Below are 14231 nucleotides of genomic sequence, written 5' to 3'. Positions count from 1 at the left end.
GGTCAGCGCTCGGCGCCGGGCGGCCGGATGCCGAGGTCGATGGTGGTCGCCGGGTTGACCAGCATCACCAGCGCGCTGATCGCGACCACGGCGAGCACGACGCCGCCGGGGATGAGGACGCTGTCGGCCTGGAGGAACTGCCAGGCCACCGGCAGCGCCAGGATCTGCGTGATGATGGCGGGCCCGCGGCTCCAGCTGCGGCGGGCCAGCAGCCCGCGGGCGGCGGCCAGCGGGATGACGCCGAGCGCCACCAGGGTGAGGCCGCCGGTCAGGGCCGACCGCAGCTCCCCGTCGCCGAGCAGGGCCCGGACGGCGAGGACGAGGCCGACGACGACCAGCGCCAGACCCTCCACCGCCGCGAGGGCGGCGACCACGGTGAGCCGGGTGGGCCTCGGGCCCGGGTCGGTGGGGGTCTGCTCAGTACTCACCCCAGCAGGGTAGCGCCGCCCGGCCGGCGGACGTCTCCCCGGGGCCCGCGGAGACGTACCGGGGTGAGCCGGGCGCCCGTGGCTGGGTACGCTGCAACGCATGCGCGCACTCCTCGTGGTCAATCCGGCAGCAACCACCACAAGTGCCCGTACGCGGGACGTACTGATCCACGCGCTGGCCAGCGAGGTCAAGCTGGAGGCGGTGACGACCGAGTACCGCGGCCACGCCCGGGACATCGGACGGCTCGCGGCGGCCAGCTCCGATGTCGACATGGTGGTCGCCCTCGGCGGCGACGGCACCGTCAACGAGGTGGTCAACGGCCTTCTGCACGACGGCCCCGACCCCGACCGGCTGCCCGGCCTCGCCGTCGTCCCCGGCGGTTCGACCAACGTCTTCGCCCGCGCGCTCGGCCTGCCCAACGACCCGGTGGAGGCGACCGGCGCCCTGCTGGACGCCCTGCGCACCGGCAGCCAGCGCACGGTCAGCCTGGGCCTGGCGAGCGGCACCCCCGGTTCGGAGGACGAGGCGGTCCCGGGCCGCTGGTTCACCTTCACCGCAGGACTCGGCTTCGACGCCGGGGTGATCGGCCGGGTCGAACAGCACCGCGAACGCGGCCGCCGCTCCACCCACCCGCTCTACGTCCGCCAGGTGCTGCGCCAGTTCGTCGGCGAGCCGCACCGCCGGCACGGCCTGATCACCCTGGAGCAGCCGGGCCAGGAACCCGTCGACGACCTGGTCCTCTCGGTGGTCTGCAACACCGCGCCCTGGACCTACCTGGGCAACCGCCCGATATACGCCTCGCCCCGCGCCTCCTTCGACACGGGTTTGGACATCTTCGGCCTGAGCAGGCTCTCCACCATGGCGGTGGCCCGCTACGGCACACAATTGCTGGCATCGAGCCCCGAACGCGGACCTCGCGGTCGTCACGCCCTGTCACGGCATGACCTGACCGAGTTCACCTTGCATTCGAAGGCTCCGCTGCCCTTCCAGATGGACGGCGACCACCTAGGACTGCGTACCAGCGTGACGTTCGCAGGCGTTCGCCGTGCACTGCGTGTGATTGTGTGAGCGGAAAGGGCAAAAGTCCTTTCACTCGAACGTTTAGGCCAGGGTCCACCCCATAGAAGTACGGCTGTGACCTAGCCGACACCGAGGAATCCGAAAAAAGTTTCCGGAAGGGGTTGTATCCGCTGCCGAGGTTTGGGAATCTCTACATGGCGCTCGGGACGGCCCGCAACACCGGCCTCCGCTGAGAGCCAGAACCCCTCCTCAAAGTCTGGACCACACCAGTCCATCTGGTCGTCGGCCCTTCACTTGTTGAGGGATTCGTGAAAGCGTTCACATTCACAAGCAACTTGCATGTAACACCACGGAGAGGTAGCAGCCATGGACTGGCGTCACAACGCCGTTTGCCGCGAGGAAGACCCCGAGCTCTTCTTCCCCATCGGCAACACCGGTCCTGCGCTGCTGCAGATCGAGGAAGCCAAGGCCGTCTGCCGTCGCTGCCCCGTTGCTGAGCAGTGCCTGCAGTGGGCGCTCGAGTCCGGTCAGGACTCCGGCGTCTGGGGTGGCCTCAGCGAGGACGAGCGCCGCGCAATGAAGCGCCGCGCCGCCCGCAACCGGGCGCGCAACGCGAGCGCCTGACACCCAGAGCCTGGCCGGCGGCGCGCACGACGTGTGCGCACACCCCGCCCTTGAAACGCAGCGCGCAGTACCCCCGGATGCGCTCGAAGACTGAAACGAGCCCCCGGACCCCACCAGGGTCCGGGGGCTCGGCGCATTCCCGGGCGCGCAACGGTCGTGCGCCGCGCGCCTGTTGAATGCCTCGGGCGCCCCCGGCTCACCGCGGGCGCCCCCGGGTTTTTCAGAGGTCGCCGCGGACCGGGATGTCGAGCAGCACGCGGGTGCCGCCCTCGGGCGCGCTGTTCATGTCGAACGTCCCGCCCAACTCCCCCTCCACCAGGGTCCGGACGATCTGGAGCCCCAGATTGCCCGCGGTGTGCGCGTCGAACCCCTCGGGCAGGCCGACCCCGTTGTCCTGCACGGTGATGAGCAGCCGGGCGTCCTTACGGGTGCCGCCGCGCACCGCCGAGACCTCGACCTCACCGGTGTCGCCGGGGCGGAAGCCGTGTTCCAGGGCGTTCTGGAGGACTTCGGTCAGGACCATGGAGAGCGGGGTGGCCACCTCGGCGTCGAGGATGCCGAACCGGCCGGAGCGCCGGCCCTCGACCCGGCCGGGCGAGATCTCGGCGACCATCGCGAGGACCCGGTCGGCGATCTCGTCGAACTCCACGCGCTCGTCGAGGTTCTGGGAGAGCGTCTCGTGGACGATGGCGATCGAGCCGACCCGGCGGACCGCCTCCACCAGTGCCTCCCGCCCGCGCTCGGAGTCGATCCGGCGGGCCTGGAGCCTGAGCAGGGCGGCCACCGTCTGGAGGTTGTTCTTCACCCGGTGGTGGATCTCCCGGATGGTGGCGTCCTTGGTCATCAACTCGCGTTCGCGGCGGCGCAGTTCCGTGACGTCGCGGAGCAGGACCAGCGAACCGATGTGGGTGCCCTTGGGCCGCAGCGGGATGGCCCGGAGCTGGATGACGCCGTCGCTCCCCTCCACCTCCGCCTCGCGCGGCGCCCACCCGCTGGCCAGCTTCACCATCGCCTCGTCGACCGCGCCCCGGGCCGGGGCCAGTTCGGTCGTGGTCTGGCCGAGGTGGTGCCCGACCAGGTCGGCGGCGAGGCCGAGCCGGTGGTACGCGGAGAGGGCATTCGGGGAGGCGTACTGGACGATGCCGTCGGCGTCCAGGCGGATCAGGCCGTCGCCGGCGCGCGGGGAGACGTCGGTGTCGCCCTGCTGGTCGGCGAAGGGGAAGCTGCCGGCGGCGATCATCTGCGCCAGGTCCGAGGCGCTCTGGAGGTAGGTCAGCTCCAGGCGGCTCGGGGTGCGCACGGTCAGCAGGTTGGTGTTGCGGGCGATGACCCCGAGGATGCGCCCCTCCCGGCAGACCGGGATGGACTCGACCCGTACCGGGACCTCCTCGCGCCACTCCGGGTCGCCCTCGCGCACGATGCGCCCCTCGTCCAGGGCGAGGTCGAGCATGGGGCGCCGGCCGCGCGGGACCAGGTGGCCGACCATGTCGTTCTGGTACGAGGTCGGGCCCGTGTTCGGGCGCATCTGGGCGACCGAGACGTAGCGGGTGCCGTCCCGGGTGGGGACCCACAGGATGAGGTCGGCGAAGGAGAGGTCGGAGAGCAGCTGCCACTCCGAGACCAGCAGGTGCAGCCACTCCAGGTCGGTGTCACCTAGAGCGGTGTGCTGGCGGACGAGTTCGTTCATGGACGGCACACCGGCGAGCGTACCCGGCTGGCGCCGGGGGTTTCCCGGGGGCTGGGCCGGGCGGGGGCTGGCTGCGCGCGGCCGCCCGGGTACCGCTTCAAGATGGCCTCAAACGCCGGCCGGGCTAGATTTGGGCCGGTGCGGGCTGCCCCCGAAACACCCGCGGGCCGCGGCGCCTGGGTGGGACCCTCAACCCGCCCGGCACCGCAGCCCGGAGCAACCACCGGCCGTCGGGTGTGCGGTCCCGTGGGCCGGTCTGGGGGAGCCGGAACAGTCAGGGCAGAGAGTGCCGGGTCCCCGGTCCACCCTCCTGTGCGGGGAGGGCGGAGGCTTCTGTGTCGCCATTGTGGACTAGACCATTCGCCGCTGTCCATGTGTGCGGCGAAGGTTTTGTTCAGTAGTTCACGGCAGGCGCCCCGCGTCCACACTCTGCCGTCTCTTTCTTCAACACGGACCCGGGAGCGGGGCGGTTCACCCTCCCGGTACCGGGGCGCCACCGGGGTGCGATTCGGACCCCGGAAAGATCCCGCCCTCTGTTAGATTGGTCTATACCAGCTGTCCCACCTCAGATCGGCAGGCCACGCGTGGAAGTTGTCATCGTTCCGGACGCCAGGACGGGCGGCGAGCTGATCGCCGACGCCATCGCCGCCCTGCTGCGGCGCAAGCCCGACGCCCTGCTCGGGGTGGCCACGGGCTCGACCCCGCTGCCCGTCTACCAGGCGCTGGCGGCCAAGGTCGCCGACGGTGCCGTGGACGCCTCGCGGGCCCGGATCTGCCAGCTCGACGAGTACGTGGGGCTGCCGCCCGGGCACCCGGAGTCGTACCGCTCGGTGGTGCTGCGTGAGGTCGTCGAGCCGCTCGGGCTGCCGGCCTCGTCCTTCATGGGGCCCGACGGCTCCGCCGAGGACGTCCAGGCCGCCTGCGAGGCGTACGACGCGGCGCTCGGGGTGGCCGGGGGCGTGGACCTCCAGTTGCTGGGGATCGGTACCGACGGGCACATCGGGTTCAACGAGCCGTGCTCCTCGCTCGCCTCGCGCACCCGGATCAAGACGCTGACCGAGCAGACCCGGCGGGACAACGCCCGGTTCTTCGACAGCCTGGACGAGGTCCCCCACCACGTCATCACCCAGGGCATCGGCACCATCCTGGACGCCCGCCACCTGGTGCTGCTGGCCACCGGCGAGGGCAAGGCGCAGGCCGTGGCCGACACCGTGGAGGGCCCGGTCGCCTCGGTGGTGCCCGCCTCCGCGCTCCAGCTCCACCCGCACGCGACCGTGGTGGTGGACGAGGCCGCCGCCTCCAAGCTGCGGCTCGCCCCGTACTTCCGCGACACCTACGCCGCCAAGCCGAAGTGGCAGGGGATCTAGGGGACGGACATGGAGGACGACGGAAGTCCGGCCGGAGTGTTCCGGCCGGGCTTCCGTCGTCCCCGGAGACGACCGCGCCCGTCCCCGGGGTGGTGGGGGCGGGCGCGTTCCGGGGCAGGGGGCGGCTTCGCGCCCCGGCCCCGGGGTCAGGTGGTGACGGCCTCGGCGGCGGCCTGGCCGCAGACACGGGAGGCGCCGTGCGTGGCCACGTGCAGCGAGCCGCGCGGAGCGGACTGCGGGATGCCCATCTCGACCACCACGGTGTCCGGGCGGGCCGCGAGGAGTCCGTCCAGGGCGCGGGCCATCCACGGGTGCCGGTGCTCGTCGCGGACGACGGCGACCAGCCGCCGCTCCCCCGCCTCGGCGAGGACGCGGGCGGCCAGCTCCGCGCCGTCCTGCTCGGTGTAGGAGGCGGAGGTGGTGCCGGGCAGGCGGGCCGCCAGCTCCGCGGCGACGCCCCAGGGGGTCTCGTCGCCGACGGCGATGTTGGCGACCGGGGCGAAGGAGACCACGTGCGGGGTGCCGGTCAGCGCCCGGTGCTCCTCGGTGCGGGTGATCTCCAGCGCCCGGCGCGCGGCGACCAGGCCGATGTCCGGGGTGCGCTCCCCCGTGGCGCGGGGCGTGGCGGTGGTCCAGGCGGCCAGCGCGCGGACCCGGGCGGCGGCGTCGGCCAGCCGCTCCTCGGCCAGTTCGCCGGAGCGGACGGCGGCGACCAGGGTGTCCCGGAGCTTGATCACCGTCTGCTCGTCGGCGAGCCCGCCGCCGACGCAGATCGCGTCGGCGCCCGCGGCGATGGCCAGGACGCTGCCGCGCTCGATGCCGTAGGTCGCGGAGATGGCCTGCATCTCCATGCCGTCGGTGACGATGAGGCCCTCGTAGCCCAGTTCCTCGCGGAGCAGGCCGGTGAGGATGCGGCGGCTGAGGGTGGCCGGCTGGTCCGGGTCGAGCGCGGGGACCAGGATGTGGGCGCTCATGACCGCCTTGGACCCGGCCGCGACGGCGGCCCGGAACGGGGTGAGGTCACGGGCGGCCAGGACGTCCGCGCCGACCCCGATGGTCGGCAGCGCGTGGTGGGAGTCGACCGCGGTGTCGCCGTGCCCGGGGAAGTGCTTGGTGCAGGCGGCGACGCCGGCGGACTGCATGCCCTCGACGTAGGCGGCGGTGTGCCGGGCGACCAGGTCCGGGTCGGAGCCGAAGGAGCGGACACCGATGACCGGGTTGTCGGGGTCGGAGTTGACGTCGGCCGAGGGCGCCCAGTTGAGGTGGACGCCGCAGTCGGCGAGCCGGCGGGCCAGCTCATGGGCGACGGCGCGGGTCAGCTCCGGGTCGTCGACCGCGCCCAGGGCGTGGTTGCCAGGGACGGAGGAGCCGTCGACGACCTCCAGGCGGGTGACGTCGCCGCCCTCCTCGTCGATGGCGACGAGGATTTCCTCGCGCTCGGCGCGGAGCTGCGCGGTGAGGGCGGAGAGCTGGCCGGGCGAGGTGATGTTGCGGCCGAAGAGCCCGACGGAGGTGAGGCCGCCGCGGATCTGCCGCAGAAGCCACTCGGGGGCCTCGGTGCCGGTGAAGCCGGGCTGGAGGACGGCGAGGGCGTCACGGGTGAGCTGGTCACCGGAGACGGTGGTGGGCTGGGCGGTCATCGTGCTCATCCCTTCACGGCGCCGGAGGTGAGGCCGGCCGCCATCTTGGACTGGATGATCATGAAGAAGATGACGACCGGGAGGGCGATCATCGTGGAGGCGGCCATCAGCGCGCCGTAGTCCGTTCCGCGCTCGGTGGTGAAGGTCATCAGCCACACGTTGAGCGTGTACTTGGAGTTGTCGTTGATCAGGATGTACGCGAAGAGGTACTCGTTCCAGGCGTTGACCAGCGCGAAGATCGACGCGGCGGCGAGGCCGGGGGCGAGCAGGGGGAAGATGACCCGGCGGAAGGCGCCCATCCGGGTGCACCCGTCCACCATCGCGGACTCCTCCAGCTCGACCGGGATGTTGACCACGAAGCCGCGGATCATCACCACCGCGAAGGGCAGTGTGGAGACCAGGTAGACGACGATCAGGCCCCAGTACTCGTCCAGTCCGCCCATGGCGTTGAGCTGGGCGTAGATGGGGATGAGCATCGCGGTCGGCGGCAGCATCTGGACCAGGATGAGGACCATCAGCAGGGCGCGGCGGCCGAAGAAGCGGAAGCGGCCGATGGCCAGTGCCGCCAGGGTGGCGATGATCATGCCGCCGACGACGGCGGTGATCGAGACGATGAGGCTGGACTGGATCGCGGTGACGAAGTTGTCCTGCTTCACCGCGCGGGCGAAGTTGTCGAAGGTGATCGACGAGGGCCACAGGGTCTGGTCGTAGGACCGGATCTCGTGGTTGGGGCGCAGGGCGCTGACGATCAGCCAGTAGACCGGGAAGGCCATGACGGCCGCGGTGACCAGCGCGATGATGTTGTAGCCGAGCCGGGTTCTCTTCCGGTCGGGCCGGATGACCTGGGGCTCGGGGGCCTCGGCCGCCGGGGTACCGGTCCGGGGCGTCTGGGTCGCGGTGCTCATTCGACCTCTCCCGTCTTCATCAGCTGGCGCAGGTAGTAGACGGCCACGCCGGACAGCAGCACGACCGTGATGAGGGCGATGGCGGTGCCCTGGCTGAACGAGGTGGAGGAGAACGCCTTGGAGAAGGAGTAGAGGCCGAGGGTCTCGTACTCCGGCTCCGGCTTGTTGCCCCGCAGCAGCCAGATCTGGCCGAAGACGTTGAAGTCCCAGATCACCGAGAGGGTGGTGACCATGACGAAAACCGGCTTGATCACCGGCCAGGTGACGAAGCGGAAGATCCCGGTCGCGGTCGCGCCGTCGAGGGCGGCGGCCTCCTCCAGTTCCTTGGGGACCTGGGTGAGGGCGGCGTAGAGGGTGACCACCACGAAGGGGATGGCGCCCCAGACGACCAGGGCGGTGATGATGCCGAAGCCCTGCCAGGGGTTGAGGAACCAGTTGTGGCCGAGGAAGTCCTCGCCGGCGACCTTGGCGATCAGGGTGTTGATCAGGCCGTAGTCGGAGTCGGAGAGCCACCGGAAGATGGAGGCGGCGACCATCAGCGGCATCGACCAGGCGGCGATCAGCGCCACCGTCAGCACGATCCGCACCCAGGTGGTCAGCCGCATCATCAGCAGCGCGAGCAGCAGCCCGATCGCCATGGTGAGGGTGACGCAGACGGCCATGAACAGCACGGTCCGGCCGACGACGTACCAGAACTCGCTGTCGGCGAGGATGGCCGTGTACTGGTCGAAGCCGACCCACGGCGGGGTGTTGCCGGACCAGAGTTCGCGGCGGCCCATGTCCTGGAAGGACATGATGACCGACTTGACGAGCGGGAAGGCGTACACGGCCGCGACCGCGATGATCGCCGGGAGGATCAGGAGATAGGGCAGCAGCGCGCCCTTCTTCCGTCTCGGCGGCCCGGAGTTCGACGGGGTGCCCGCCGGTGGTGGGGTCCCTTTGTCGAGGGGAGCGCTCGGTATGGCGGCCGGCGGGTCGGCGGCCTGAGTCTCGGCGGCAGTCACGTGGCTGACCTTCCGTTTCCTGTTCTGCACCGCAAGGGGACGGACGGGACCCGCGTGAGGCGGGTCCCGTCCGCGGTGATCCTGGGGCCCGTCAGCCCTTGTTGATCAGCTCGTCGATCTTCGCGTCGGCGGCCTTGGCGGCCTTCTCGACGGAGTCGCCCTTGATGATCTGGAGCAGCATGTTCTTCAGGACCTCCTCCTTCTCGATGGAGGTCCAGCCCGGGGCGATCGGGGTGAACCAGGCGTCCGGCACCGCGTTGGCGACGGCGGCCGTCTCCGGCTTCTCCTTCAGCGGCTCCAGCTGCTTGGTGTTGTTCGGCAGGATGTTCTTGCTGGCCAGAACCTCCATGGACTTCTCGTTGGTGAAGAGGGAGACCCACTCCTCCGCGAGGTCCTTGGCCTTGGACTTCTCGACGATGCCGAGGTCCGAGCCGCCGATGAAGGAAGGCAGCGCCTTGCCCTCGGGGCCGGGCATGCCGGCCGTGGCGATCTTGCCTTCGAGCTTGGCGTTGCCGTTGTTCTTGCCGTCGACGACGGAGCCGGCCTCCCAGCCGTTGCCGTAGATGACGCCGGCCTTCTCGTTGGCCATGACGTTGGCGTGGTCCTGCTCGTCCTTGGTCAGGTCCGCCTTGTTGTACTTCTTGACCAGGTCGACGAAGTGCTGGATGCCCTTCTGGGACTCGGGGGAGGAGAGCGTGCCCTTCCACTCCTTGGAGCCCTCGTCGTACTCGGCGATCTGGCCGCCGTACGCCGCGACGTAGGACATCGCCGCGTACCAGTAACGGCCCGGGAGGTAGAGGGAGGAGTAGCGCTTGTCCTTCTCGCCGTACTCCTTGGAGACCTTGTCCATCGCCTTGAGGAAGGCGTCCTCGGTCTCGGGGAGGGCGTCCGAGCCGGTCGCCTTCTTCAGCATCTCCTGGTTGTAGACCGCGACGCGGGCACCGGCGTAGTAAGGCACGCAGTACTGCTTGCCCTCGAAGGTGCAGGTGTCGGTGAGGCCCTGGATCCAGGTGTCCGAGTTCTCGTACTTCTTGGGGTCGATCTCGGCGAGGGCGCCGTTGAGGATGTACTGCATCGTCTCGGTGTTGCCGAGCTCGACGACGTCCGGGAACTTGTCCCCGCCGAGCGCGGTGTCGAGCTTCTTGGCCTTGTCGGCCCAGCCCTGGTACTGGACGTTCACCTTGACATTGGGGTACTTCTTCTTGAACTGCGCGTTGACGTCCTTGACCAGCTCCGGCCAGGTGCTCTGGGCGTCGACCATCAGCCAGACGGTCAGGTTTTCCTTGCGGTCCTCGGGCTTGGCGTTGCTCGCCGTCTCCGAGTCCCCGCACGCCGCGAGACCGGCCATCATGCCAGCGACACCGATGGCCGCAATGAGCTTGCGCTTCACGTCACCCTCCTCAGGGAACCCTCTACCCCCCACCCGCAGCGATGACATCGAAGACGAGTTACTGCCGTGGGACTGGGATCTGGTCTTTAATGGTGTAGACCAGTAAGCCGGAGCTTGGCCTAGACCTTTAGGGGTGTCAAGGGTGTATAAGAAGGGCAGTCACGTCCGTTATCGGACCGACACCTGAGGGAGTCCGGACCGGCGATCACCGGCCGTGCCACGATGTGATCCGCGACAGACGGAGGAGCCGGTGACGGCAGCAGCACAGGAGCCGGAGAGGCGGACCATGACGACGGACGCGGGCGGTACGAGGACCCGGACGGCCGACGAGCCCGCCACCGAGCCGACCAGTCCGGTCCGGGCCACGCGGGTGCCCAAGTACTACCGTCTCAAGCGGCACTTGCTCGACATGACGCGGACGCTGCCGCCGGGCACCTCCGTGCCACCCGAGCGTACGCTCGCCGCCGAGTTCGACACCTCGCGGACCACGGTGCGCCAGGCGCTCCAGGAGCTGGTGGTCGAGGGCCGGCTCGAACGCATCCAGGGCAAGGGCACCTTCGTCGCCAAGCCCAAGGTCTCCCAGGCGCTCCAGCTGACCTCCTACACCGAGGACATGCGCGCCCAGGGCCTGGAGCCCACCTCGCAGCTGCTGGAGGTCGGCTACATCACCGCCGACGACTCCCTCGCCTCCCTGCTCGACATCACCGCGGGCGGCCGGGTGCTGCGCATCGAGCGGCTCCGGCTGGCCAGCGGCGAGCCGATGGCGATCGAGACCACCCACCTCTCCGCCAAGCGCTTCCCCGCCCTGCGCCGCTCCCTGGTCAAGTACACCTCTCTCTACACGGCGCTCTACGAGGTCTACGGGGTGCGCCCGGCCGAGGCCGAGGAGACCATCGAGACCTCGCTCGCCACCCCGCGCGAGGCCGCCCTGCTCGCCACCGACGTGGGCCTGCCGATGCTCATGCTCTCCCGCCACTCCCGCGACGAGAGCGGCGCGCCGGTGGAGTGGGTGCGCTCGGTCTACCGCGGCGACCGGTACAAGTTCCTGGCCCGCCTGAAGCGGCCGGTGGAGTAGGACCGGCGCACGGAGGACAGCGGGGCGGCACCCCTCACCGGGGATGCCGCCCTTTCCCATGTCCGGCATACGGGCCGACGGGTAACCCCGGGGTACTTGGCAGGAAATCGAAGCCCATTTTCCGGCCACCCGGTAATGACCCCACTCGCCCCCGCCTGAGCCCCGCCGGGCAATTCGCTCGTACGTGTGTGCTTTTCCGCGCATGACCACCGGGCGGCGCGGGGTACGCACCTCCCCGGCGGAAGGTCACGGTTGGGGGGTGATCGGCGAAGGGCCGCTCGGGCGGGGCGCCCGCCCCGCGGGGGACAAATGCGCGGGGAGGCGTGCGTAAGGGGCGGGGACGCGACGGCCACGGCTCAGGGTTGCGCCGGATGTGAAGTCGTTGCCGTTCCGATACGCGGACAGGGGGTGTCAAAGCCCGGACCTGTCGCCTACATTTCCGACGCATTGCAGGAGTTCAGCGCAGGTGTTTCCGCCAGCGCTCATGTGAGGGGACCATCATGGCCGAGCCGGCTCCACCCGCCTCCGGAAACCGGAAGCTGTCCGCCAAATCCATCGCCGTCTGGTCGTTGGTCGCCGTGGTCGGCGCCATCGCCTGGAGCGTACTGGCGCTCTCCCGGGGCGAGGAGATCTCCGCCATCTGGATGCTGGCGGCGGCCCTCGGCTCGTACGCCATCGCGTACCGCTTCTACTCGCGGTTCATCGCCAACAAGGTCCTGAAGGTCGACAAGAACCGGGCCACCCCGGCGGAGCGCCTGGACAACGGCGTCGATTTCCAGCCGACGGACCGCCGGGTGCTCTTCGGCCACCACTTCGCGGCGATCGCGGGTGCGGGCCCGCTGGTCGGCCCGATCCTGGCGGCCCAGATGGGCTACCTGCCGGGCACCATCTGGATCGTGGCGGGCGTGATCTTCGCCGGTGCCGTCCAGGACATGGTCACCCTCTTCTTCTCCACCCGGCGCAACGGCCGTTCGCTCGGCCAGATGGCCCGGGACGAGATCGGCCCGGTCGGCGGTGTCGCCGCCCTGATCGCGGTCTTCATGATCATGATCATCCTGCTGGCGGTGCTGGCCCTCGTCATCGTCAACGCGCTGGCCGGCTCGCCGTGGGGCGTCTTCTCCATCGGCATGACCATCCCGATCGCCCTCTTCATGGGCGTCTACCTGCGCACGCTGCGCCCCGGCAAGGTCACCGAGGTCTCCGTCCTCGGCGTCGCCCTGCTGCTGCTGGCGATCGTGGGCGGCGGCTGGGTCGCCGAGTCCTCCATGGCGGACTTCTTCACCCTGGAGCCGGGCACCCTGGTCATCTGGATGGTGGTCTACGGCTTCTTCGCCTCGGTGCTGCCGGTCTGGATGCTGCTCGCCCCGCGTGACTACCTCTCCACCTTCATGAAGGTCGGCACGATCGTGCTGATGGCGGTCTGCGTCATCATCGCGATGCCGACGCTGAAGATGGACGGCGTCACCTCCTTCGCGACCAGCGGCGCGGGCCCGGTCTTCTCCGGCTCGCTCTTCCCGTTCGTCTTCATCACCATCGCCTGTGGCGCGCTCTCCGGCTTCCACTCCCTGGTCTCCTCGGGCACCACCCCGAAGATGGTCCAGAAGGAGACCCAGATCCGGATGATCGGGTACGGCGCGATGCTCACCGAGTCGTTCGTCGCCATCATGGCGATGATCGCCGCCTGCATCATCGACCCGGGCCTCTACTTCGCGATCAACTCCCCGGCCGGCGTCCTCGGTGACACCGTCCAGAGTGCCTCGGAGGCGGTCGCCAACCTCGGCTTCACCATCAGCCCGGACCAACTGGCCCAGGCGGCGAAGGACGTCGAGGAGGCCTCGCTGCTGTCGCGGACCGGCGGCGCGCCCACCTTCGCCCTCGGTATGGCCGAGATCTTCGCGGCCGCGCTGGGCGGCGCCGGGATGAAGGCGTTCTGGTACCACTTCGCGATCATGTTCGAGGCGCTCTTCATCCTCACCACCGTCGACGCCGGTACGCGGGTCGGCCGCTTCATGCTCCAGGACACCCTGGGCAACGTCTGGAAGCCGATGCGCCGCGTCAGCTGGTGGCCGGGCGTCTGGCTGACCTCGGCGGTCGTCGTCGGCTGCTGGGGCTACTTCCTCTGGGTCGGCGTCCACGACCCGCTGGGCGGCATCAACCAGCTCTTCCCGCTCTTCGGTATCGCCAACCAGCTGCTGGCCGCCGTCGCGCTGGCCGTCTGCACCACGCTGCTGATCAAGTCGGGCCGCCTCAAGTGGGCCTGGGTGACGGGCATACCGCTCGCCTGGGACGTGGCCGTCACGCTCACCGCGAGCTGGCAGAAGGTCTTCTCGGACAACCCGGCGATCGGCTTCTTCGCCCAGCGCGCCAAGTACCAGGACGGCATCGACGCGGGCGAGGTGCTGGCCCCGGCCAAGTCGATGAGCGACATGCACACCGTGGTGACCAACTCCACCGTGGACGGCGTCCTGTCCATCGTCTTCGCGGTGCTGATCATCATCGTCCTGGTCGACGCGGGCCGCGTCAGCTACAACGCGATCCGCAAGCCCGAGTCGGTCAAGCTGGCCGAGGCGCCCTTCGAGCAGTCGAAGATCGTCGCCCCGGCCGGGATGTTCGCCACCTCCGAGGAGAAGGCCGAACTGGCCCTCGTCGGCGCCGGAGCCCCCGCCTCCGCCTCCGCCGGTGACGGCGACGGCGACGGCGACGCCCCCGCGAAGCAGGGCGGCGGCCAGGCATGAGCGGCGAGGCGGCCCACCACCCCGGACGCCTCGGCGTCCTGGCCCACCGCGTACGCGCCGGCGTCCGCTGGATCGGCTGGTACGTCCGGGAGGTGTCGGGCGAGACGGCGTACGAGAAGTACGCCGCGCACGTCCGGCGCCACGACCCGGACGCCGAGGTGATGACCCGCAGGCAGTTCGAACGCAGTCGCATGGACGCCCGCGAGGCGGACCCGCGCGACGGATTCCGCTGCTGCTGACCGCCGGATGAAGCCGCCGGCCCCCGAACGAGGGGGCCGGCGGCTTCGCCGTTTCCCGGGCCGGGGGCCCTGGCGACCGCCGTACCGGTCCGGGCGCGTACGCTCTGCGAGGTCGC

The 14231-nt window shown here is 70.2% G+C and carries 12 protein-coding genes; 6 read left to right on the top strand and 6 right to left on the bottom strand.

Going from position 1 to position 14231, the window contains the following annotated elements; translation table 11 throughout:
* Positions 1-2: 2 nt before the first annotated feature.
* On the bottom strand, positions 3-428 hold the full coding sequence (locus tag IF45_RS0106850; RefSeq protein ID WP_015507118.1) for a hypothetical protein: 426 nt from the start codon (positions 426-428) through the stop codon (positions 3-5).
* A gap of 100 nt (positions 429-528) precedes the next feature.
* Between IF45_RS0106850 and IF45_RS0106845 the strand changes: the two genes are divergently transcribed.
* Positions 529-1497 (top strand): diacylglycerol/lipid kinase family protein, encoded by a 969-nt coding sequence (locus tag IF45_RS0106845; protein ID WP_003950779.1) that lies wholly within the window; start codon positions 529-531, stop codon positions 1495-1497.
* Positions 1498-1815: 318 nt separating this feature from the next.
* Complete coding sequence (locus IF45_RS0106840; protein ID WP_003950777.1) at positions 1816-2073, top strand: WhiB family transcriptional regulator; 258 nt, start codon at positions 1816-1818, stop codon at positions 2071-2073.
* A 220-nt stretch (positions 2074-2293) separates the two neighbouring features.
* On the opposite strand, the gene IF45_RS0106835 is transcribed toward IF45_RS0106840, so the two are convergent.
* Entirely contained in the window at positions 2294-3760 is a 1467-nt protein-coding gene (locus IF45_RS0106835; RefSeq protein WP_008415733.1) for a sensor histidine kinase, read from the bottom strand.
* A gap of 584 nt (positions 3761-4344) precedes the next feature.
* Between IF45_RS0106835 and nagB the strand changes: the two genes are divergently transcribed.
* Positions 4345-5127, top strand: coding sequence for a glucosamine-6-phosphate deaminase (gene nagB, locus IF45_RS0106830; protein ID WP_008415730.1), 783 nt, complete (start codon positions 4345-4347; stop codon positions 5125-5127).
* 146 nt (positions 5128-5273) lie between these two features.
* Here the strand turns inward: nagB and IF45_RS0106825 are convergent, their stop codons facing one another.
* The 4 genes from IF45_RS0106825 to IF45_RS0106810 form a co-directional block, all read right to left on the bottom strand.
* Positions 5274-6767 (bottom strand): glycoside hydrolase family 3 protein, encoded by a 1494-nt coding sequence (locus IF45_RS0106825; RefSeq protein ID WP_030306231.1) that lies wholly within the window; start codon positions 6765-6767, stop codon positions 5274-5276.
* Between the two features lie 5 nt (positions 6768-6772).
* Complete coding sequence (locus IF45_RS0106820) at positions 6773-7672, bottom strand: carbohydrate ABC transporter permease (protein ID WP_003950772.1); 900 nt, start codon at positions 7670-7672, stop codon at positions 6773-6775.
* Entirely contained in the window at positions 7669-8676 is a 1008-nt protein-coding gene (locus IF45_RS0106815; RefSeq protein ID WP_018470740.1) for a carbohydrate ABC transporter permease, read from the bottom strand. The genes IF45_RS0106820 and IF45_RS0106815 overlap by 4 nt, the downstream gene beginning before the upstream one ends.
* A 91-nt stretch (positions 8677-8767) precedes the next feature.
* Positions 8768-10066, bottom strand: a complete 1299-nt coding sequence (locus IF45_RS0106810) for a sugar ABC transporter substrate-binding protein (RefSeq protein ID WP_003950770.1) — start codon at positions 10064-10066, stop codon at positions 8768-8770.
* Positions 10067-10352: 286 nt separating this feature from the next.
* Between IF45_RS0106810 and IF45_RS0106805 the strand changes: the two genes are divergently transcribed.
* The 3 genes from IF45_RS0106805 to IF45_RS0106795 all read left to right on the top strand — a co-directional run bounded on the left by IF45_RS0106805 (position 10353) and on the right by IF45_RS0106795 (position 14115).
* Complete coding sequence (locus IF45_RS0106805; protein WP_003950769.1) at positions 10353-11141, top strand: GntR family transcriptional regulator; 789 nt, start codon at positions 10353-10355, stop codon at positions 11139-11141.
* A 500-nt stretch (positions 11142-11641) separates the two neighbouring features.
* Complete coding sequence (locus IF45_RS0106800; protein WP_015507120.1) at positions 11642-13876, top strand: carbon starvation CstA family protein; 2235 nt, start codon at positions 11642-11644, stop codon at positions 13874-13876.
* Positions 13873-14115 (top strand): YbdD/YjiX family protein, encoded by a 243-nt coding sequence (locus tag IF45_RS0106795; protein WP_003950767.1) that lies wholly within the window; start codon positions 13873-13875, stop codon positions 14113-14115. The genes IF45_RS0106800 and IF45_RS0106795 overlap by 4 nt, the downstream gene beginning before the upstream one ends.
* Positions 14116-14231 lie beyond the last annotated feature (116 nt).

This window comes from Streptomyces albidoflavus (genome assembly GCF_000719955.1).
Classification (GTDB): Bacteria; Actinomycetota; Actinomycetes; order Streptomycetales; family Streptomycetaceae; genus Streptomyces; species Streptomyces albidoflavus.
The sequence above is the reverse complement of the archived record's forward strand: the minus strand, read 5'-3'. Positions and strand labels throughout refer to the sequence as shown.

What these genes read in the sequence shown, in the direction of transcription:
- IF45_RS0106845 (WP_003950779.1), top strand. Translation starts at nt 529, where the DNA reads ATGCGCGCACTCCTCGTGGTCAATCCGGCAGCAACCACCACAAGTGCC.
- IF45_RS0106840 (WP_003950777.1), top strand. Translation starts at nt 1,816, where the DNA reads ATGGACTGGCGTCACAACGCCGTTTGCCGCGAGGAAGACCCCGAGCTC.
- IF45_RS0106835 (WP_008415733.1), bottom strand. Translation starts at nt 3,760, where the DNA reads ATGAACGAACTCGTCCGCCAGCACACCGCTCTAGGTGACACCGACCTG.
- IF45_RS0106825 (WP_030306231.1), bottom strand. Translation starts at nt 6,767, where the DNA reads ATGACCGCCCAGCCCACCACCGTCTCCGGTGACCAGCTCACCCGTGAC.
- IF45_RS0106820 (WP_003950772.1), bottom strand. Translation starts at nt 7,672, where the DNA reads ATGAGCACCGCGACCCAGACGCCCCGGACCGGTACCCCGGCGGCCGAG.
- IF45_RS0106805 (WP_003950769.1), top strand. Translation starts at nt 10,353, where the DNA reads ATGACGACGGACGCGGGCGGTACGAGGACCCGGACGGCCGACGAGCCC.
- IF45_RS0106800 (WP_015507120.1), top strand. Translation starts at nt 11,642, where the DNA reads ATGGCCGAGCCGGCTCCACCCGCCTCCGGAAACCGGAAGCTGTCCGCC.
- IF45_RS0106795 (WP_003950767.1), top strand. Translation starts at nt 13,873, where the DNA reads ATGAGCGGCGAGGCGGCCCACCACCCCGGACGCCTCGGCGTCCTGGCC.